Below are 22,120 nucleotides of genomic sequence, written 5' to 3' on the forward strand. Positions count from 1 at the left end.
AATTATTTAACAAATTTAACATTTTTTGTTATATTATTTTGTTGTTATTTTTAATAATAATTATCTGATTATTACGTCAAGCCCAGTAAAATCAATAATCTAATACAAATCAGTTCATTAGCTATGATAATTCTATTTATAAATTTTATTTTATTTAGTATGTCACAAAATGTGATTTTATGCATTTTTATCCTATTCAAAATACAACAGTATTATAAAAAGAGAATTGATCTTACAGATTTTAAAGATTTTGAATAAAAAACTAATAAAATTTTTACAAATATTTTAATAACTTTGAATAACCTACAATGAATAAATATTTTAAATAGAAATCATTAAGCCTAAATTTCATCTTCGCATTATTTAAATAAAAGAAGTGACTTATAGCTACAAGAGCCAATTTTTGTAAGATTGATAAGAATGTTTATAATTGCCCTAACATCTACAGTAAATGAAGACTCGAATTACTTTTCTCCTTTTTATGATTACGACAATTAGTCTCTCGCAAAATTCTGAAAGATGGAAACAATACATAAAAAAAGAAAGTGGAAAAAAATCCGAAAAATACTATCTTACTTCTTTAGAAAATGCCCATCATAACGAATACAGGATTGTGAAAAAATTGGATAACACTTTTTGTATTATTGAAAATAAAAATTTAAGACCTAACCAAAGTCTTCAAAATATTTTGCCCGTTAATGCTTTATGGAAATTACCATCGAACTTTTCAACTCATAAGGATGACAAACAATATATAGTAGCAACAGATACAATCGAAGCATTACTTACTGACTTAAAGTCAATGAATATTTCTGACATTGAAATACTAGATAATCATCTTGTAATCATTAAAAGCGATTCCAAAAAAATTATTGATGAGATTATAGCTTTGAGTAGTGTTTCTTCCATCTCGCAAGAATCGCTGAAACCAAAAGGTGAATCTAAAATAATAGATCAAAATTTTAGCATCAATTATATAAATAAAGCCAACGCTAATTTTCCTCTTTTAACAGGTGAAAATCAAATTGCAGCTATAAAAGATGATTTATTTGATGTAAATGATATTGATTTATTAAACAAGCACATTTCTTCGTCAACACAATCCTCTATTGTATCAAGCCATGCAACGGCTATGGCAACTATAGTTTCGGGATTAGGAAATAGTTCTGCATTAGGAAAGGGAGTTGCTCAAAAAGCGAAGATACAATCGTCTGATTTTTTGAATATCTATCCGGATGCACCAGAAACTTTACAAGGCGCGACCACGCAAAATCATTCTTACGGCACTGTGATTGAGAATTTTTATGGCTCACTAGCAAACGCGTATGATTCGCAATTGTTTTTAAATGCTGATTTGACTCATTGCTTTTCTTCTGGTAATAGTGGGCTTCAGGGTTATAAATCTATTACTGGCAATTTCAAGCAATCTAAAAATAGTATCGTATTGGGTTGTATTGACCAAAACGAAGTAATTATGCCATTTTCTTCAAAAGGTCCAGCTTATGACGGTAGGATAAAACCGGAGTTGGTTGCCTTTAGCACACAAGGAACTTCAAATTCTACAGCATTGGCTACAGGAATTATTACGCTTATGAAACAACATCATAAAAATATAAACAATAGTTCTTTGACTAATGTCCTCACAAAAGCAATTTTAATTAATAGTGCCAAAGATTTAGGCAACGCAGGTCCGGATTTTACGTATGGTTATGGAAATATTAACGCAGATAAATGTTTAAAAACAATCAGCGAAAACAGAATTATATCTGGTAATTTGACATCTGGTCAGACAAATTCACACAATATTACACTTCCAGCCAATGCGAAAAATTTAAAAATCACATTAGTCTGGAATGATTTACCCGCTGCAATTAACAGCAATATAAGCTTGGTAAACGATTTAGACCTGGAAATTATTTCGCCTGACAGTACCTCTTTTTTACCCTGGATTCTTAATCCTGATGCTCCTGAACAACAAGCCACAAGAGGAAAAGATAAAATTAATACTGTAGAGCAAGTTACTATCGAAAGCCCTGAATCAGGACTTTATACGATCAATGTGATAGGTTCATATGTTTCGAATACCTCTCAGGAATACGGTATTGTTTACGAATATGAAATGGCAAATGAATTTGAATGGAATTACCCTGTTACTAATGATAATTTCCCGTATGATGGTAAGACGATTTCTCCTTTTAAATGGAATTCTTCCTTTTCAGGTGTCTCTGGACAATTGTCTATTAGCTATAATAATGGGCAGACTTGGGAAATTATTGATAATGGTATAAATCTGGATCGTGAACAATTTACTTATACGCCTACAGAACAAAAATTTTCAAAAGCAAAATTAAAAATGACCATTGATAATACTGACTATGTCTCTGATGCTTTCACGATTTCTTATGATTTAAATATTACTACAAGTTTAGTTTGTGATGGAACAACAGAAATAAATTGGGACAAACCTGCAAATGTTGCTTCTTTTAATATTTATCGACTAACAGGAGATCATTTAGAATTTAAAGAACAAACAACAAATGCTAATTACACGTATAATGATGGAAAAATTTACAGTGTAATTCCTGTATTTGACGATAGCGAAGGAATAAAAAGTGAGTCGACATTACAATATGTGCAAAATTCTAATTGTTATTTCGAATTGGCTTTTGCAGAAGTTTTTGAGGAGAACAAAGTAAAGGTTGATGCCAGTCTTTTTAGCTTGTATAATATCAAAATGATTGAGTTAATAAAAATAACTAATAATACAGAAAGTGTTATTAGCTCAATAAATGATATCAATTCAAAAACATTTTCTTTTTTAGATAATGTACCTGTAAAGGGCAGTAATAAATACAAAATAAATATAATTTTAGAAAACAATAATGTAGTTAGTTCTCTAATTCTTGATACTAATTACTTAGGTAATGATTTGTTTTTTGTCTACCCTACTCTACTAAGGAAAAATGAACAATTAAATATTGAAGCCAAAAAAGAGGAAAATGCTATTTTCTATTTATACAATAGTAGCGGACAAAATACTATTAGCTCACCTTTACTTTCTAAAACCAATAACATCAGTCTAAAAAATACTGCATCAGGAATTTATTTATATAAAATAATTACAAGCTTAGGAGAAATTCAAACAGGGAAAATTGCCGTTTTTTAAAGTTTAAGTAGATTTTTATTTTTTTTATCTGATAACAGAAGGAAATACAATCTCAACAATCGAAAGTTTAATCCTAACTATTGTTTTACGCAGGCCATCTCAGAATGTTTTAAACCGTAACAGATTCTTTACAGGATTCAAAAAATTCATATGCTCTTTTTTCTACATAAGAATGCATTGAATCACGCAATGGAAAAGCGCAGTGCCCTCCATATTTTGGGGTTTCGAGATAAACATATTCGCTCTCTTGAGCGATATCTCTGGGATAACATCTTTCGCCTAAAAAAGGATCATCAAGAGAATTGATTATTAAAACCGGAGTAGTTATATTTTTAAGGCAAAATTCTGGAGAAACACGCTCATAATAATCATCCCGACTCGCAAAGCCATGCAGCGGAGCTGTAAAATAATGATCAACTTCATCAAAAGAAGTAATTTTATCAATTTGATCACGATTTATAAAATCAGGAAATTGCGCCGCTTTGTATTTGAGTTTTCTTTTAATATCGATTGTAAAGTTCTTTAAATAAACTCTATTAAAACCTTGTTTAAGTATGGCAGCGCTTGTAGCGATATGAGTGGGTACTGAAATCGAAACCGCAGCTTTTATGCGTTTATCGATTTTTGTCCAGCCCAAATAATTCAAAAGCTGAACACCTCCCATCGAATATCCAATCAAATAAACTTCTTCGAAACCTTGTTGCAAAACAAATTGTACTACTTCATCAAGATCATCAACTGCACCATGGTGGTAAAGTCTTGGCAAACGGTTCATCTCTCCTCCACAAGTACGATTGTTCCATGCGAAAACTGAAAAATCTTTCTGCTGAAAATAATCCGCACAGCTATTATTGTAGGTTCTGCGTGAATCCCCTTCTAAACCATGACATAAAATAACTGCTTTTTTAGTATCATTTATAACAAAATCGATATTGATGAAATCTCCATCCTTCAACTCATGTTTTTCTCTTGTATATCCCGGAAATTCAAACTTTTTAAACAAAGCAGCATATATGGTAGAAATATGCCTGTTCCTATGAATAATAGAAGGAAAATTATATTCTGATTGTTCAATTACAGGCATGATAATAAAAGTTTTATTGTGCTATACAAATCTAAGAAATCAATCCATACCTAATTAAAAACTGCCTTTTTATTTCATTTTAAAATCATTAGCCAAAAGAAGTTTATATAATGCCTTGGGATCAAATTACAATTCAACTTAAGTTTGCTAATAAAGGATTAATTCTAAAGAAATATAAAACGTCGCAATTTTGAAAAAATAAAATGAGCTTGGTTTAAATTAAATTTCTCTGTTATTCATGTAAATCCTAAAAAAAAATCCCAAATTCCAGAATTAGATTCGGAATTTGGGATTGTATATTTTTGAATTGTATTTCTTAATCTAAAATAAAGCTTACACTTACGTTTGCTGTAACTTCGATTTCTCCAACTGCAAGAGTTTCATTCTCTGCACCAGCGTTGCTGTCCATAGCCATTGATTTCATAGCTGCATACATTGGTTGAGGGCGGTATACTGAATTGTCAGAAATAGTAATTGCTTTACCTACTTTTTGACCTAAAACTGAAACATAATCTTCTGCTTTTGATTTAGCATCTTTTATTGCTAATTTTCTAGCTTCTGTTTGAAGTTGTAATAATTTAGAAGTCTCAAAAGAAACTCTGTCCAAACGGTTAATTCCTTGTTGAACCAAACCTTCCATTAATTCATCATATTTAGATAAATCTTTCAATACAATTTCTATAGTTTGTGTTGCATTATAAGTTGTTTTCTTTTTCTCGTAATCGTATTGTGGATTAAGAGCTACTTGTTTAGTTTTGAAATCTGCTGTTGGAATATTCATTTTTTTGATGAATTTTAAAACTGCATCAATCTTTTCGTCATTTTGCTTTTTGACATCTTTAGCAACATTCCCTTTTGTTTCAACAGTTGCCGAAATACAAACCTGATCAGGTGCTACTTTTACTTTTCCTTCTCCATTTACATTGATTTGAGGAATTTGTTTAGTTTCTTGGGCGTAAGACATAGTCATAAACATTATTGTTAAAAATAATAGTACTTTCTTCATTTTTGTTATATTTTAAGTTATTGATAAGGACATTTCAAAAGTTATGCCAGCATTATAATTTTCCCAATTTTGCCATTACAAAAAGTATCAAAATAGGGATTGCTAATAAAATCACCATTAAACTATGGTCTACAATTAGTGAAGGTTCTTTTATTAAGGTAATCAAATAGCCTCCTATCGCACCTCCAAAATGTGCTGTATGCCCAATATTATCATTTTTAGCCCTCATTCCGTAAATAGAATACAATAAATATAAAATTCCGAATAAATAAGCTGGCATTGGTATGACAAAAAAGATTCCCAACATCATATCCGGCTGTAATAATATTGCAGAATATAAAATTCCTGTAACAGCTCCTGAAGCTCCTACTGCTCTATAACTGTAATCATTTTTATGGAATAACATTGTAAGGAGACTTCCAAAAATTAAGCTCCCAAAATAAATCAAAACAAAAGAAATTGTACCCAGCCACTGAATTACAACTGGTGCAAAAAACCAAAGTGTTAACATATTAAAGATTAAATGCATCATATCTACGTGCAAAAAACCGGATGAAAGCATTCTGATTTGTTCTCCGGAACGAATACTGCCAATATGAAATTCGTATTTTCTAAAAAAAGCAAGATCATTAAAACCTTTGTAACTAATCAAGGCATTAGCCACTATAATCCCAACCAAAACGGTATTAACGGTATTCATAAATAATATTTAATGTGAATTGTAAATATAGTCATTCTTAAACATATGTTAGCGTCGATCCAAAATATCACTGGTTATTCATTTTTGCTTTATATTTGTAAAAAAAAATTACATGCAATTTCTTGTTTATATATTAGCCTACCCTTTACTCTGGCTCATCTCTATACTCCCTTTTCGATTATTTTACTGGTTATCAGATTGTGTATACTTTATTGTATACCATATCATTGGATATCGTACAAAGGTAGTTCGCAAAAATCTGGCTCTTACTTTACCACACTTAACTAAAGAAGAACGAAAAGAAGTTGAAAAAAAATTCTATCAGCATATGTGCGATATGTTTTTAGAAATGATAAAAACAATGAGCATTTCTCCTGAAGAAATGCAGAAAAGATTTACCATTACCAATATTGAAGTTCTTAGGGAATATGAAAAAAAAGGAAAAAGTGTTGTTCTGGTAGCTTCTCATTATGCGAGTTGGGAGTGGCTTTTAACCATTAATAAACGTATCGCTTTTAGAGGAATTGGAGTTTACAAAAAAATAGCAAACCCTTATTTTGATAAATTAATTAGAAAAATACGTTCAAAATATGATGCTGAATTAGTAGAGACCAGAAAAACAATTCCGCTGATGGCACAAAACCAACGTGACGGAATTTTAAGCCTTTACGGACTAGCAAGTGATCAATCGCCTAAACTGGATAGAATTTTTCACTCGATGAAATTTATGGGAATAGAAGTTCCCGTACATACCGGAGCTGAAATGCTGGCAAAAAAATACGATTTGAGTGTTATTTTTGTTAAGGTTAAAAAAGTAGCACGCGGTTATTATGAAGCTACAATTGTACCAATAGCGGATGATCCTAAAGAGTATGACAATTTTGAAATTACAGAAAAATATTTGAGAGAAGTAGAAAAACAAATTTACGAAGCTCCTGAATATTATTTATGGACACATAAAAGATGGAAACACAGGATAGAATAAATCTCTGTAAAACTTAAAAAAATACCTCTTTCAAATTTAATGGAAGAGGTATTTTTTTTTTTATAAAAGCTGCTAAAACTAGATTCCGGCAACTGCTTTTATTTCATCTATAATTCGAAGAGCCAGAACATCTGCTTTTTCCTGAGACGGAGCTTCAGTATAAATTCTGATGATTGGTTCTGTATTTGATTTTCTTAAATGTACCCATTCTGTAGCAAAATCAATTTTGACACCATCAATCGTTGTGATATCTTCGTTTTTATATTTTTCTGTCATAGCTACTAAAATCGCATCAACATCAATTTGTGGTGTTAATTCGATCTTGTTTTTGCTCATATAATATTCAGGATATGAAGCACGCAATGCCGAAACTGATATTTTTTTGTTTGCCAAATGTGTCAGGAACAAAGCAACTCCAACTAAGCTGTCTCTTCCATAATGAGATTCCGGATAAATGATTCCACCGTTACCTTCACCACCAATAATAGCATTATTTTTTTTCATCAATTCGACTACATTCACTTCTCCAACTGCACTGGCTTCGTATTTTCCTCCATGAGCAACAGTTACATCACGCAAAGCACGAGACGATGACATGTTCGAAACAGTATTTCCAGGAGTTTTACTTAAAACATAATCCGCACAAGCTACTAATGTATATTCTTCACCAAACATTTCTCCGTCTTCGCAAATAAAAGCCAAACGATCTACGTCTGGATCTACCACAACTCCTAAATCAGCTTTTTCTTTTACTACCAATTCAGAAATATCAGTTAAATGCTCCTTTAAAGGTTCCGGATTGTGAGGAAAATGTCCATTTGGTTCACAATATAATTTTACTACTTCAACGCCCATTAATTCCAATAATCTCGGAATAATAATTCCTCCTGATGAATTTACACCATCAACAACTACTTTAAATTTTGCGGCTTTTACAGCTTCAACATCTACTAAAGGTAAGTTTAAAACCTCGTCAATATGAATGTCCATATAAGCATCATTTACAGTGATTTCGCCTAAGTTATCGACATCCGAGAAATCGAAAGCTTCAGCTTCAGCAATTTCAAGGATTTTTGCTCCTTCATCTCCGCTTAAAAACTCCCCCTTTTCATTTAGTAATTTTAAAGCATTCCATTGTTTTGGATTATGAGAAGCTGTCAGGATAATTCCTCCATCTGCTTTTTCTAAAGGAACAGCAACTTCTACAGTTGGCGTTGTCGAAAGTCCAAGATCAATTACATTAATCCCTAAACCTACTAAAGTATTTACAACAAGGTTATGAATCATTGGTCCGGAAATCCTGGCGTCACGACCAATTACTACCGTTAATTTTTCTTTTGAAGTATTGTTTTTCAGAAAAGTACCATATGCCGATGCAAATTTTACAGCATCAACAGGAGTCAGGTTATCTCCTACCTTACCACCAATTGTTCCTCGTATTCCTGATATCGATTTTATTAAAGTCATTTTTGTGAGTTATAGTTACCAGTTACAAATATAGAAAAGTTACTAAGGTTCTAAGATACTAAGGTGCTAAGATTTTGCAAAAAGTTATTGAGAAGCTATCCCGAAGCTTCGGGACTTAGGTTCCAGAAATTTAAAATAATTATTAATTATGATAGGTAGAAACCGAAATAATATAACAAAATGATGTGAAAAAGTTTTCATACTTTTACTAAAATAACATTAGTTCTTAGCAGCTATCTTAGTTAAGATAAAAACTTAGTGCCTTAGAACCTTATTACCTTAAAAAAAATGAATTTCCTAGCCCACATATATTTATCCGGAGACAATGATTTAATCAAAATTGGTAATTTTATGGCCGATGGAATTCGCGGGAAACAATTTGAACATTTTCCTGAAGAAGTACAAAAAGGCATAATTCTGCATCGTTCTATAGATACTTATACAGACTCGCATGATGTTTTTAGACAAAGCACCAAGCGATTGCATGAAAAATACCACCATTATGCCGGAGTAATTGTAGATATTGTTTATGATCATTTTCTAGCCAAAAACTGGACAAAATATTCTGATGAAAAACTGGAAGATTTCATTAACCGATTCTATAAATCATTGCATGAAAACTATGATATCCTGACCGAAAAAACTCAGGGTTTAATGCCTTATATGATCGAAAGAAACTGGCTTTTGAGCTATCAGACGGTTGAAGGAATTCATCAAATTTTGACTCAAATGGACCGAAGATCAAAAAATATCTCAAAAATGCAGTTTGCAAGTGAAGAACTTGTAGAGTTTTATGCTGAATTTGAACAGGAGTTTACGCTCTTTTTTGAAGATATAAAACAGCACGCAAAACAAAAATTACTTACTTTATAAAATCGTTTTTAGATTCTGTAAAATTAAAATACAATTTCATACATGAAAAAAATAGCCTTATTATTCAGCTTTATTTCTATCTATAGCTTTGCCCAAAATACTACAAAACCAACCGGATTAGTTACTACAAAAGCCATGGTGGTTTCTGCCCGTCAGGAAGCTTCGAAAGTGGGTGCTGAAATCATACAAAAAGGCGGAAATGCTTTTGATGCAATGATTGCTACAGAACTTGCTCTTGCAGTTGCTTATCCTTATGCCGGAAATATTGGTGGCGGCGGATTTATGGTGTACCGAAAAGCGAATGGCGAAGTTGGTTCTTTAGATTATCGCGAAAAAGCGCCACTAGCAGCAACAAAAGATATGTTTCTTGATAAAGATGGTAATGTTATAAAGGGTAAAAGTACCGAAACTGCTTTAGCAATTGGTGTTCCGGGAACTATTGCCGGAGTTTTTGCCGTACACAAAAAACTGGGTTCTATGCCAATGTCGGAAATTTTAAAACCTGTCATAGCTTTAGCAGAAAGAGGAGTTGTGGTAACGAAAAAACAAGAAAAAAGGCTTCAGGATTATCATGATGTCATTGTAAAAGTTAATGGTCCAAATACACTTTTAGCAGGTAGTTTTAAAGAAAATGACACAATCAAATATCCTGCACTTGCCAATACATTAAAAAGAATTTCGAAAAATGGGAAAGATGAATTTTATAAAGGAGAAACAGGTAAAATATTAGTTAATTATATTCAGAAAAAAGGCGGAATTATTACTCTTAAAGATTTAGAGAAATACGAAGCTAAATGGCGTAAACCTTTGCAATTTAAATACAAGGATCTAAAAATCACTTCGATGTCTCCTCCAAGCAGTGGCGGGATTTGCCTGGCACAAATTATGAAAATGATTGCTCCTTATGATTTAGCCAAAACAGGACATAATACAGCCGAATCTATTCAGGTAATTGTAGAAGCAGAAAGAAGAGCTTATGCGGATAGAAGTCAGTTTTTAGGAGATCCTGATTTTGTTAAAATTCCAATTAACGCATTATTATCTGATTCTTATCTAAAAAACAGAATGTCTAGTTTTGATGTAAACAAAGCCAGTTTATCATCAGAAATAAAAGAAGGAAAAGTCAATTTTAACGAAAGTACAGAAACTACACATTATTCTATTGTAGATGCACAAGGAAATGCAGTTGCTGCAACCACAACTCTTAATGATGGTTACGGATCAAAATACTATTGTGATGAATTGGGATTTTTTATGAATAACGAAATGGATGATTTTAGTGCTAAACCAGGATCACCAAATATGTTTGGTCTGGTAGGAAATGAAGCCAATAGTATTGCGCCGCAAAAAAGAATGTTAAGTTCAATGACTCCAACAATTGTAGAGAAAAACGGAAAATTATTTATGGTTGTGGGTTCTCCAGGTGGTTCAACCATTATTACAACTGTATTACAAGCTATATTAAATGTTTATGAATACAAATTAAGCATGCAGGAAGCTGTAAATGCACCTCGTTTTCATCATCAATGGTTACCGGATTTAATCAATTTTGAACCAAATGCTTTCGACACAAATACCATAAATAAACTAAAAGCAAAAGGATATTTAATCAATGAAAAAAATACTCCTGTAATTGGTAAACTGGATTGTATATTGGTTTTACCGGACAATACTCTGGAAGGAGGAGCTGACTTTCGTGGTGATGATACGGCGGTTGGTTTCTAAAATTTAAAACATTTATAGCGGAATATTATAAAAAATCGAATGTTTAGAGCTAAATTTGTAATATCCCTAACTTTTTAAAAAGATAATGTTAAGAAAACTTTTTCGCAGACTTGAAAGCATTATTGCTTTGGCTCAATCTATATTGACACCAAAGCAATTTATTTTTTTATCAAGCGTTCTCGTTGGTATTTCGTGCGCACTGGCAGTAATTGTTTTAAAAACTTTTGCGCATAGTGTTTTCTCATTCGCAACTTATATCAACGGAATTTTGAAACTGAGTTTCATCAACAGTATTTTACCTATAATTGGTATTTTGCTAACTGTTTTTGTTATTAAAAAAGTACTAAACGGAACGATTCAAAAAGGGACATCCCAAATTTTATATGCCGTTGCAAAAAAAGCAAGTATAATTCCCAAAAAGCAAATGTATGCTCAAATCGTTACCAGTTCGTTAACGGTTGGTTTAGGAGGTTCTGCGGGTTTAGAAAGCCCAATTGTAATTACTGGTGCTGCTTTTGGATCTAATTATGCTCAAAATTATAAATTAGCCTATAAAGACAGAACTTTACTTATTGGTTGTGGTGTTGCTGCCGGAATATCTGCGGCTTTTAATGCTCCAATTGCCGGAGTTCTTTTTGCCATTGAAGTTTTATTGGTCGATGTCAGCATTTCTGCCTTTACCCCTATTATGATTTCTGCTGCTACGGGAGCTTTAGTTTCTGCAATTTTACTGGACGAAACTATTTTATTGTCTTTCAAAAAACAAGAAGCTTTTAATTATCATAATATTCCGTTTTATGTTCTATTAGGGATATTAACCGGATTTATAGCCGTTTACTACGCCAGAAATTTTCAAAGGGTCGAGCATTATTTTTCTACACTACAAGTAGGTCCTTACAAAAAAGCCTTAATTGGCTCTTCGTTATTGGCATTACTTATTTTTATATTTCCAACACTTTTTGGAGAGGGATACGAAAGTATTAAGACATTATCTGAAAGTGATCCCGGAAAATTGCTCGACAATACATTATTTGCTGATTTTAGAAACAATCAATGGGTTTTACTACTTTTTGTTGGATGTACAATGATGGTAAAAGTATTTGCTTCCGGATTAACACTTGGAAGTGGCGGAAACGGAGGTAATTTTGCTCCTTCATTATTTTTAGGATCTTATCTGGGTTATTTTTTCTCAAAATTCATCAGCCTTATTGGTTTATCAAAACTACCAATCAGCAATTTTACCATGGTTGGAATGGCTGGTATCTTAAGCGGATTATTCCATGCACCTTTGACCGCTATTTTCTTAATTGCCGAAATTACAGGTGGTTATAGTCTTATGATTCCGCTTATGATTGTCTCCTCAATAAGCTTTGCAATCTCTAAACGTTTTGAGAAATATTCTCTTGATGTTAAAGGTTTAGCTAAAAAAGGTCACGCTTTTACAAGCAATAAAGATTCTAATATTCTATCTACTTTAGATATTGACACCATTATACAATGCGACTACCTAACGGTTCATCCAGATGAAAACCTGAGCAAATTAGTAGATCTTATTTCACACTCGAACCAAGTTGTTTTTGCTGTTGTAAACAACGAAAAAGAACTTATTGGAGTCGTTCATTTCAATGATATCAGAGAAATTATCTTTAATAATTATCGTGTAAAATACACCTTGATTAAAGATGTTATGAAAACTCCTGCTGCTACAATTTCATCTGATGACAGTATGGAAATTGTAATGAGTAAATTCGAAAAATCGAAATCAGCCTTTCTTCCTGTAATACGCAATGACAAATACTTTGGTTTTATTTCAAAATCTATAGCACTTGAAGCCTACAGAACCAAATTAAGGTCTATGACAATTGAATAAGCTTAATATCGGATAGGTTAAAATTTTTTATATCCGATATTAAGAAGTAACTTTGTGGGATTATGTGGAACATAGACCTAACATACAGAGAAGAATTTCAATCAACATTTGATCGATTGTATCAAAAAAGACTTGATTTACAAAACAGCAGACCACTGCCCAATATTGCTTTGCACAAAATCCGCGAAAGCTTATCACTAGAATGGACCTACAATTCAAACAGCATTGAAGGAAACACAATGAGCTTGCGCGAAACCCAAATGGTAATTCAGGAAGGTATTACCATAAAAGGAAAATCCTTGCGAGAACACTTTGAAACTCATAATCACGATAAAGCGATAGATTATCTGTACTCCATTGTAGATGATAAATATAACCTGCGCAGTATTGATATTCTTTCGATTCACGGATTAGTTTTACGTTCTATCGAAGATGATTTTGCAGGACGTTTGCGAAACGGCGGCGTTCGTATTTCAGGAGCTAATTTTATGCCCCCAAACGCCAATAAAGTTTCAGATTATCTGGATGAATTAATTGATTTTGTTAATACAAATCCTTTAGGATTAAACGATATAGAATTAGCCACAATTTATCATCATAAATTAGTCTGGATTCATCCTTTTTTTGATGGCAATGGCCGTACAGTTCGTTTAAGTATGAATTTATTATTGATGCGTTGTGGTTTTCCGCCTGCCATCATACTTAAAAATGACAGAAAAAAATATTACGAAGCGCTTAATCAGGCTAATAATGGTAATTATCAAAAACTAACCCTTTTGATGTGTCAGGCATTAGAGCGTACACTTAATATCTATTTAAGTTCAATGCCGGGAAGTAGTTATGACTATCAACCCATAATAAATATAGTAAGCGAACCAGAAACCCCGTATGGTCAGGAATATATTAGTTTATTGGCCAGAACCGGAAAAATAGACGCTTATAAAGAAGGCCGAAACTGGTATACTACCAAAGAAGCCATCGAAGAATATATGGCAACCCGAAAAAGAAAACGCTAACTTAGGTTAGCGTTTTTTGTTACTAATTGTAACATAAAGTTTTGCTATCGAACACAAAAAGAATAAATCAAAGTGGTAACTTTGCGTTTTGCTCAAATTTATGTTAGAAAAAGACAACACTATTGAAGTTCTTGGCGCAAGAGTTCATAATCTAAAAAATATAGACATTTCTATTCCTCGTGAAAAACTGGTAGTTATTACCGGTCTATCAGGTTCAGGAAAATCCTCTTTGGCATTTGATACCATCTATGCCGAAGGTCAACGTCGTTATGTAGAAACTTTTTCGGCTTATGCCAGACAGTTTCTTGGTGGCTTAGAACGTCCTGATGTTGATAAAATCGACGGACTTTCGCCAGTAATTGCGATCGAACAAAAAACAACCAGTAAAAGTCCGCGTTCAACTGTTGGAACTATTACAGAAATATATGATTTCCTGAGACTTCTATATGCTCGTGGTGCTGACGCTTATAGTTATAACACAGGCGAGAAAATGGTTTCGTATTCTGATGAACAAATTAAAGATTTGATCATTCAGGATTTTAAAGGAAAACGCATCAATATTCTGGCTCCAATTATTAGAGCGAGAAAAGGTCATTATGCTGAGTTATTCCAGCAAATTACGAAACAAGGTTTTCTTAAAGTTCGTGTAAATGGCGAAGTTCAGGATTTGGTTTCCGGAATGAAACTGGATCGTTATAAAACCCACGATATCGAAATTGTAGTCGACAGAATGTTGATCGAAGATACGGAAGACAATCAAAAAAGATTATCTGAAAGTATCAATACAGCGATGCATCATGGCGAAAATGTGCTGATGATTTTAGATCAGGATACGAATGAAGTTCGTTTTTTTAGTAGAAACCTAATGTGTCCTTCAACTGGAATTTCGTATCAAAATCCAGAACCTAATTTATTTTCTTTCAACTCCCCAAAAGGAGCTTGTCCACATTGTAACGGACTGGGAACGGTACATGAAATCAATATCAAAAAGATAATTCCAAATCCCAAGTTATCGATCAAAGCTGGTGGATTTGCACCCCTTGGTGAATATAAATCGTCCTGGATTTTTAAACAATTAGAAGTTATTGGAGAAAAATTCAATTTCAAGATAACTGATCCGATTGAAAAAATTCCGGAAGAAGCCATGACCATGATTTTAAATGGTGGGAAAGATAAATTTGTTGTAAACTCAAAAGATTTAGGAGTTACACGCGATTATAAAATAGATTTTGAAGGAATATCACATTTCATTAAAAATCAATATGATGAAACTTCATCAACTACTATAAAACGTTGGGCAAAAGATTTCATGGATGAAGTAAATTGTCCCGTTTGCGATGGTTCACGTTTAAAAAAAGAAGCATTATTCTTTAAAATCAATGGCAAAAATATAGTTGAATTGTGTGATATGGATATCTCTGATTTAACCATTTGGTTTCAGGATCTAAATAAACACTTATCAGACAAACAGCTTTTGATTGCTTCAGAAGTAGTAAAAGAAATCAAAGACCGTCTGAACTTTTTAATGAATGTTGGTTTAAATTATTTGGCTTTAAGCCGAAGTTCAAAATCACTTTCGGGCGGTGAAGCACAACGTATTCGTCTTGCAACACAAATTGGTTCGCAGTTAGTTGGAGTTTTATATATTCTGGATGAACCAAGTATTGGTTTACACCAAAGAGATAATGAAAAACTGATTCATTCCTTAGAACAATTACGTGATATAGGGAACTCTGTTATTGTGGTAGAACACGATAAAGACATGATCGAACGTGCTGATTATGTAATTGATATTGGTCCTAAAGCCGGTAAATATGGTGGAGAAATTATTAGTATTGGGACTCCGGCAGAAACTTTAAAATCGAATACAATTACTGCTCAATATTTGAATGGTAAAATGAAATTGGAGATTCCGAAAGAACGTCGTAAAGGAAATGGAAAGTTTCTAAAACTAACCGGAGCAACAGGAAACAACCTTAAAAATGTTTCTATCGAATTGCCTTTGGGACAATTGATTTGTGTAACGGGAGTTTCAGGAAGTGGAAAATCGACTTTGATTAACGAGACGCTCTACCCTATTTTGAACGCGTACTATTTTAATGGTGTAAAAAAACCACAACCTTATAAAAAGATTGAAGGTCTTGAACATATTGACAAAGTAATTGATATCGATCAAAGTCCGATTGGAAGAACGCCACGTTCGAATCCAGCAACTTATACGGAAGTTTTTACTGAAATCAGAAATCTTTTTACCATGACATCTGAAAGTATGATTCGTGGTTATAAGGCTGGACGTTTTAGTTTTAATGTAAAAGGCGGACGTTGCGAAACCTGTGAAGGTTCTGGTGTTAGAACAATTGAAATGAACTTTTTACCGGACGTTTATGTTGAATGCGAAACGTGTCAGGGAAAACGTTTTAATAGAGAAACTTTAGAAATTCGATATAAAGGAAAATCAATTTCAGATGTATTGAATATGACAGTTGATGAGGCGGTTCCGTTTTTTGAAAACATACCGAAGATATATAGAAAAGTAAAAACAATTCAGGATGTTGGTTTAGGATATATTACGCTTGGTCAACAAAGCACAACACTTTCTGGTGGTGAAGCTCAACGTATAAAACTTGCCGGAGAATTGTCTAAAAAAGATACCGGAAATACGTTTTATATTTTAGATGAACCTACTACAGGATTACATTTTGAAGACATTCGTGTTTTAATGGATGTAATTAATAAATTGGTCGATAAAGGGAATACAATCCTAATTATCGAACACAATATGGACGTTATAAAACTAGCCGATTATATCATAGATATTGGTCCAGAAGGCGGAAAAGGCGGCGGACAATTAATTGCGAAAGGAACTCCGGAAGAAGTCGCGAAAAACAAAAAAAGTTATACAGCGAAGTTTTTGAAAAAAGAGTTAATTTAGTATTTAATAAAAAACAACAGTTTAACTATTTATAAAACAACATTATGAACAGTTTAAGTTTAAAAGTAGATCTAGATTTTAAAGAGTTATTAAAAGTTGTGAAACAATTATCTCCTTCTGAAAAATTAAAACTTAATGATGAAATTTGGAAAGATGATATTGAAATTCCTATTGAACATCAAAAAAGAGTTTTAAATAGAATTGAGAAAAGTAAAGTTTCACCTGAAAGAATGTTAGATTGGGATGACGTTTCTGATTTGCCAATTCAATAATTTAGATAATGTATAAAATAAAAATTGATGAGGAGGCTTTAAATGATCTTCGCGAAATTGTAATTTGGTACAATAATCAACTACAAAATTTAGGTCTCCGTTTTCATAAACAAGTCAAATCTCAAATTAACTCTTTAAAATCCCAACCTTATATTTGTACCATTAGATATAAAGATGTTCGTTGCATGCTTATTAAAAAATTTCCATTTATTATTCATTATACTATTAATGAAGAATATTCTCTAGTTGAAATTTTCGCAATATATCACACTAGTCGAAATCCAGAAATTTGGAATTCGAGAGTGTAATAATTTTAAAGGAAATTTTAAAAGTATTTAAATGTACATTGGTAGAGAATGATTCATTATTAGATATATCATTTTAATTCATTGATAATGAATATCCAGCTAAGACCATTACCAAAGAAACGTTACATTTAAATTAATAAATCCCCATTTCTGTAACAATTCTCGAAAAAAGGAGTAATTTAGTACGCCCTTTTTGCCAAAGTTTTGATTTTGACAAATAGAAGGAGAAAATTTATGAATCTAAAAGACAAATTAACTGGTGTAGACCAATATTTTTCGCCTAAAATAATTGATGAAGTAAACGATCAATATATTAAGGTAGCAAAAATAAAAGGTCAGGAAGTTCCGTGGCATAATCACGAAAATGAAGACGAATTATTTTACATTATAGACGGTGAGCTTTTAATGGAAATTGAAAACGAAGCTTCTTTCATGATGAAAAAAGGCGACTTATTTGTTGTAAAAAAAGGCGTAAATCACCGGGTTTCATCGGTTGAAGAATGTTCAATAATGTTGATTGAATCCAAAACCACAGAACATACCGGAAAAGTTAAAAGCAACATTACGAAATCAATTGAAGAACAAACCTATTAATTAAAAGACAATTTTTTCTTTTATAAAATAATGTTCAAATTGAAAACCGATGCCCTAGACCTGATGGGAGCGGCATCTCCCGATTTAGAAAAACAAGGCTTTTTAGCCGTAGTTTTTGTTAATCGGGAATATAGCGGACAGCAGGAAAAAGCTCCTTCTCCTTCGACTACGCTCAGATGACAATTAAAAACGACACAGCTAGAAATAAAAATATAAATAATTAAAATACCTAAAATGAGATTAGAAGATTTTGATAATGATGAGGACAAAGTAATTCAGGACCGTTTGAAACAAAAAACGTGGAATGAAATTAGAACAAATGACAGCTGGGCGATTTTTAAAATTATGGCCGAATTTGTAAATGGTTACGAAAGCATGGGACGTATTGGTCCGTGTGTATCTATTTTTGGATCGGCGAGAACTAAACCAGACGATAAATACTATTTATTAGCCGAAAAAATTGCTTACAAAATCAGTAAAGCTGGTTACGGTGTGATCACAGGAGGTGGTCCCGGAATCATGGAAGCTGGTAATAAAGGTGCACATTTAGGTGGCGGAATTTCTGTTGGTTTAAATATCGAATTGCCTTTTGAGCAACACTTTAACCCTTATATCGATCACGATAAAAACCTGAATTTCGATTATTTCTTTGTGAGAAAAGTTATGTTCGTGAAATATTCTCAAGGTTTTGTTGTAATGCCAGGAGGTTTTGGAACTTTAGATGAAATGTTTGAAGCAATTACACTGATTCAGACTAAAAAGATTGGAAAATTCCCTATTATATTAGTAGGTGTCGAATTCTGGTCTGGACTAATCGAATGGGTAAAAACAGTTTTGGTTGAAAAAATGCAAACCGTAAGCCCTGATGATTTAAACTTATTTAAGATTGTAGATACTGAAGATGAAGTTGTTGACGTATTAGATAAGTTCTACAAGAAATACGATTTAAGTCCAAATTTCTAAAAATATTTAAAACTACAAAAGCGATATGAGCAAATTTAAATTGGAGTTAAGCAGACTTTAAAATAATATAACCTTCTATCTATTTTATGGTTGAAATACGTTAAGTATTACAAAAAATTAAAGCTGTTTTTTAAAACAGCTTTTTTTATGCTATTTTTACAGCAAACCAAAACAACGCCAGATTCGTAACTTAATTTATACCGTTAATTATCCCAGACAATCATTGAAGCTATTTTATAAAATTATACTCTTTGTTTTCGTTTTAATGAGTTCATTAAAACAATACGCACAACATCATTCTAAGATGGAAGTGGCAGTTAATCTTGAACTTAAAACTCTAAACGTTAAACAGGATATAACGTATCACAATACTTCGAACGATTCTTTGATTTCGATTGTTCTAAACGATTGGAATAATGCTTTTTCTGATAAGAATACACCTTTAGCTAAAAGATTTTCTGATGAGTTTTACAGAGGTTTTCACTTGGCTAAAGCTGCAGAAAGAGGAAATACTACAATTTTAAATCTTACTGATACAGATTATAGTGCGCTTGAATGGGAAAGAACTGCTAAAGATCCTGATCTTGTTGTGATAAAACTGAATCGGAAATTAGCTCCAGGCGAAAAAATTAATTTGCATTTAACCTATATTTCTAAAATTCCAAGTGATAAATTTACGCGTTATGGTTTTGACCAAAATGGCGGAATGAACCTGAAAAATTGGTTTTTGAGTCCTGCGCGATTTGAAAATAATAGTTTTACACGATATAACAACTTTAACTTAGACGATATTGCAAATGCAAGTACTGATTATGAAGTTAGTATCAAAATTCCTGCTCTATATTCGGTAACTACAGATTTGAATTTAGTTTCTAAGGATGAAACAGATCCATCTTTTTTTACTTATTCTTTTTCAGGTAATAACAGAACGGATTTCAATGTCTTTATTGAAAAACAAAATAGCTTTAGAAGTTACGAAAATGGTTCATTAGAAGTACTTTCAAACCTTAAAAACAAAAAGATAACCGAAATTCAGAAAGCTATAATCATTAATCGTGTTGTTACTTTTGCCAGTACTTTTATTGGAAAATATCCGCATGAAAAAATTACGGTTTCTCAAACCGATTATGATCGAAATCCATTTTACGGACTCAATCAGTTACCCTCTTTTATAAGTCCGTTTTCTGATGATTTTATTTTTGAGATTACTTTCTTAAAAACTTACCTTAATAATTATTTAAAAAATAGTTTGCGATTAGATCCCAGAAAAGATAATTGGGTTTATGACGGAATTCAGATTTATGCGATGATGAAATTTATGGAGGAAAATCATCTGGATCAAAAGATGCTTGGAAAACTTTCTGACATGAAACTTTTTAAAAGTTACAACATAACCAATCTTACTTTTAATGAGCAATACAGCTATTATTATATGCTGATGGCTAGAAAAAATCTCGATCAGCCACTTGGAGATCCAAAAAATACTTTAATAAAATTCAACGAACAAATTGCCAGTAAATACCGTGCAGGTTTAAGTTTAAGTTATTTAGATGATTATCTGGATCATAATATTGTTCCTGAAAGTGTACAGGAATTTTATAATCTAAATAAAACAGAACAAACAAACCGTTATAGTTTTGAAAAAATATTAACGAAAAACAGTTCAAAAAACATCGATTGGTTTTTTAATACCATCATAGATTCAAGAGATATAATCGATTATAAATTTTCGAATGTTTCAAGAACCAAAGACAGTATTCAGTTTTCAGTAAAAAGCAAAACGAATGTTTATGCGCCAATTCCGGTTTACGGACTTAAGAAAAATGTAGTCGTTTTTAAAGAATGGATCGAACCCAAAAACACGGATTCGGTTTATACATTCGATCGTAAAAAAGCTGATAAAATTGTTATTAACTATGATAATGAGGTTCCTGAATACAATTTGAGAAACAATTGGAAATCATTGAAAAGCCTGGTAATAACAAATCGTCCTGTGAAGTTTAATTTTGCCAAAGATCTGGAAGATCCGTATTACAATCAGATTTTATACATCCCTACATTAACTTATAATTTATACGACGGTTTTACGCCGGGAGTACGTTTTCATAATAAAACTATTCTCGACAAACCATTTACGTTTGATATAAATCCTGCCTATTCTATAAAAGCCGGAACGGTTTCTGGTTCGTCTGCTTTTGTATGGAATGAATATTATCGAAATAGTACTCTTTATAATGTACGCTATTCTATTAGTCAAAATTATTTTCACTATGCACCAGATGCTACATATTTAAGACTGAATCCAATGGTTCTGTTTAGAATTCGGGAAGAGAATTTCAGGGACAATCGAAAACAGTTTTTTATGTTTCGTCAGGTAATTGTTAATCGTGAAGCAAGTGAATATATAACGGATAATTCTAAACCCAATTATTCTGTGTTTAATGCCCGTTATTCCAATACAAAGACAGAATTAATCAATCATTTTAATTTCATGACTGATCTTCAGTTTGGTGGAAATTTTGGAAAAATTGCCGGAGAAGTTGAATATCGCAGATTATTTGAAAATAATCATAAGCTAAATGTGAGATTATATGCGGGAAGCTTCTTGTATAACACAACAAATTCAGATTATTTTAGTTTTGGTTTAGACCGTCCAACTGATTATATGTTTGATTATAATTTTTACGGACGCTCAGAAAGCACTGGTTTTTTTAGTCAGCAATACGTAATCGCTGAAGGTGGTTTTAAATCAAAATTAGAACCGGCTTATGCTAATCAATGGATGACGACAGTAAACGCCAGCTATTCGATCTGGAACTGGATTGAGGCTTATGGTGATATTGGTTTTCTTAAAAATAAACATCAGGCAGAGAACTTTGTATACGATAGCGGTATCCGATTAAATTTGGTTCCGGATTATTTTGAACTTTACTTTCCGGTGTATTCTAATAATGGATGGGAAATTTCTCAAAATAAATACAACGAAAAAATACGATTTGTTATCACTTTATCACCAAAAACATTAGTCAATCTTTTTACTAGAAAATGGTTTTAATTGAATAAATTTTAAAGAAAAACATACATTATTATCACTTAATTACATTTTTATATAAAAATAACTCAAAAAATATACGTAGTTTTTTGATTTTAAATACATAT

General features: G+C 32.2%; 16 protein-coding genes. 12 read left to right on the forward strand and 4 right to left on the reverse strand.

Annotated elements, in window-relative coordinates; genetic code table 11:
- The first annotated feature begins 451 nt into the window (after nt 1-451).
- Nucleotides 452-3,166 carry a S8 family serine peptidase gene (locus ASF10_RS12240; RefSeq protein WP_056249534.1) on the forward strand — a complete coding sequence of 905 codons (2,715 nt, stop codon included), beginning with the start codon at nt 452-454 and terminating at the stop codon, nt 3,164-3,166.
- A 109-nt stretch (nt 3,167-3,275) separates the two neighbouring features.
- Here the strand turns inward: ASF10_RS12240 and ASF10_RS12245 are convergent, their stop codons facing one another.
- The 3 genes from ASF10_RS12245 to ASF10_RS12255 all read right to left on the reverse strand — a co-directional run bounded on the left by ASF10_RS12245 (nt 3,276) and on the right by ASF10_RS12255 (nt 5,956).
- Complete coding sequence (locus ASF10_RS12245) at nt 3,276-4,250, reverse strand: YheT family hydrolase (RefSeq protein ID WP_056249535.1); 975 nt, start codon at nt 4,248-4,250, stop codon at nt 3,276-3,278.
- Nucleotides 4,251-4,566: 316 nt separating this feature from the next.
- Nucleotides 4,567-5,256, reverse strand: a complete 690-nt coding sequence (locus tag ASF10_RS12250; protein WP_056249536.1) for an SIMPL domain-containing protein — start codon at nt 5,254-5,256, stop codon at nt 4,567-4,569.
- Nucleotides 5,257-5,308: 52 nt separating this feature from the next.
- A complete protein-coding gene (locus tag ASF10_RS12255) occupies nt 5,309-5,956 on the reverse strand; it encodes a rhomboid family intramembrane serine protease (RefSeq protein WP_056249539.1) in 648 nt (215 codons plus the stop codon).
- A gap of 112 nt (nt 5,957-6,068) precedes the next feature.
- Between ASF10_RS12255 and ASF10_RS12260 the strand changes: the two genes are divergently transcribed.
- Nucleotides 6,069-6,941: a lysophospholipid acyltransferase family protein gene (locus ASF10_RS12260; RefSeq protein WP_056249541.1), complete on the forward strand. Its 873-nt coding sequence runs from the start codon at nt 6,069-6,071 to the stop codon at nt 6,939-6,941.
- Nucleotides 6,942-7,019: 78 nt separating this feature from the next.
- Here ASF10_RS12260 and glmM read toward each other — a convergent pair whose 3' ends face one another.
- The gene (gene glmM / locus ASF10_RS12265) at nt 7,020-8,408 is read right to left on the reverse strand and encodes a phosphoglucosamine mutase (protein WP_056249542.1); all 1,389 of its coding nucleotides are present in this window, start codon (nt 8,406-8,408) and stop codon (nt 7,020-7,022) included.
- A gap of 288 nt (nt 8,409-8,696) precedes the next feature.
- Here glmM and ASF10_RS12270 point away from each other — a divergent pair, with 288 nt between their 5' ends.
- From ASF10_RS12270 to ASF10_RS12315, 10 genes are all read left to right on the forward strand, one after another.
- Complete coding sequence (locus ASF10_RS12270; RefSeq protein ID WP_056249545.1) at nt 8,697-9,281, forward strand: ACP phosphodiesterase; 585 nt, start codon at nt 8,697-8,699, stop codon at nt 9,279-9,281.
- 42 nt (nt 9,282-9,323) lie between these two features.
- Entirely contained in the window at nt 9,324-11,006 is a 1,683-nt protein-coding gene (gene ggt / locus ASF10_RS12275; protein WP_056249546.1) for a gamma-glutamyltransferase, read from the forward strand.
- A gap of 85 nt (nt 11,007-11,091) precedes the next feature.
- A complete protein-coding gene (locus tag ASF10_RS12280) occupies nt 11,092-12,876 on the forward strand; it encodes a chloride channel protein (RefSeq protein ID WP_056249549.1) in 1,785 nt (594 codons plus the stop codon).
- A gap of 62 nt (nt 12,877-12,938) precedes the next feature.
- A complete protein-coding gene (locus ASF10_RS12285) occupies nt 12,939-13,892 on the forward strand; it encodes a Fic family protein (RefSeq protein WP_056249552.1) in 954 nt (317 codons plus the stop codon).
- A gap of 100 nt (nt 13,893-13,992) precedes the next feature.
- Nucleotides 13,993-16,824 carry an excinuclease ABC subunit UvrA gene (gene uvrA / locus ASF10_RS12290; RefSeq protein ID WP_056249554.1) on the forward strand — a complete coding sequence of 944 codons (2,832 nt, stop codon included), beginning with the start codon at nt 13,993-13,995 and terminating at the stop codon, nt 16,822-16,824.
- Nucleotides 16,825-16,868: 44 nt separating this feature from the next.
- Entirely contained in the window at nt 16,869-17,096 is a 228-nt protein-coding gene (locus tag ASF10_RS12295) for a hypothetical protein (RefSeq protein ID WP_056249557.1), read from the forward strand.
- Between the two features lie 8 nt (nt 17,097-17,104).
- Nucleotides 17,105-17,404, forward strand: coding sequence for a type II toxin-antitoxin system RelE/ParE family toxin (locus tag ASF10_RS24705; protein ID WP_056249560.1), 300 nt, complete (start codon nt 17,105-17,107; stop codon nt 17,402-17,404).
- Nucleotides 17,405-17,638: 234 nt separating this feature from the next.
- Nucleotides 17,639-17,998, forward strand: coding sequence for a cupin domain-containing protein (locus ASF10_RS12305; RefSeq protein WP_056249564.1), 360 nt, complete (start codon nt 17,639-17,641; stop codon nt 17,996-17,998).
- Between the two features lie 234 nt (nt 17,999-18,232).
- On the forward strand, nt 18,233-18,961 hold the full coding sequence (locus ASF10_RS12310; RefSeq protein WP_056249567.1) for a TIGR00730 family Rossman fold protein: 729 nt from the start codon (nt 18,233-18,235) through the stop codon (nt 18,959-18,961).
- Nucleotides 18,962-19,265: 304 nt separating this feature from the next.
- Nucleotides 19,266-22,016 carry a hypothetical protein gene (locus ASF10_RS12315; protein WP_056249569.1) on the forward strand — a complete coding sequence of 917 codons (2,751 nt, stop codon included), beginning with the start codon at nt 19,266-19,268 and terminating at the stop codon, nt 22,014-22,016.
- Nucleotides 22,017-22,120: the final 104 nt, after the last annotated feature.

This window comes from Flavobacterium sp. Leaf82, from assembly GCF_001422725.1.
Taxonomy (GTDB): Bacteria; Bacteroidota; Bacteroidia; order Flavobacteriales; family Flavobacteriaceae; genus Flavobacterium.